Origin of the sequence: Brevibacillus sp. LEMMJ03, from assembly GCF_007197875.1 — a bacterium.
GTDB classification, from domain to species: domain Bacteria; phylum Bacillota; class Bacilli; order Brevibacillales; family Brevibacillaceae; genus Brevibacillus; species Brevibacillus thermoruber.
In genome coordinates, this window is sequence record NZ_VKJN01000091.1 from 1 (window position 1) to 420 (window position 420).

Here is a 420-nt window from a genome sequence, read left to right on the forward strand (position 1 = left end):
CGCAGGTTCTCGTCGGTGGTGAGCTGACGAAACACCGTGCGGCCCTGCTCGACATGGGCGAGGCCGGCGGCGACCCGAACGCCGGGACGCGCCCGGTGGATGTCGTGGCCGTCGATCTCGATCTTGCCGCCCGCGACCGGAATGACGCCGGACACCCCTTCGAGCAGCGTGGTCTTGCCGGCGCCGTTGGCGCCGAGCAGCGCGACGATGCCGCGCCTCGGCACGTCGAGCGACACGCCCTTGAGCACCAGGATGACGTGGTCGTAGATGACCTCGATGTTCTTGACCGACAGCAGCAGATCGGCGGGCGCGGTCGTCGGCGTGGAAGCGGCGTGTTCGACAATAGGCATGCCGGTCGTTCCGTTGTTGAAGCCGCTCCCATCCCGCACAGGCGCCGGCCCGAAGGGATGGGGGCAATTG

The 420-nt window shown here is 68.6% G+C and carries 1 protein-coding gene; it reads right to left on the reverse strand.

Translation table 11 applies throughout. The features are described 5' to 3' along the window. On the reverse strand, positions 1–350 hold a 350-nt coding region (locus FOI68_RS22945; RefSeq protein WP_143864433.1), incomplete at its 3' end, for an ATP-binding cassette domain-containing protein. Between the last annotated feature and the right edge of the window lie 70 nt (positions 351–420).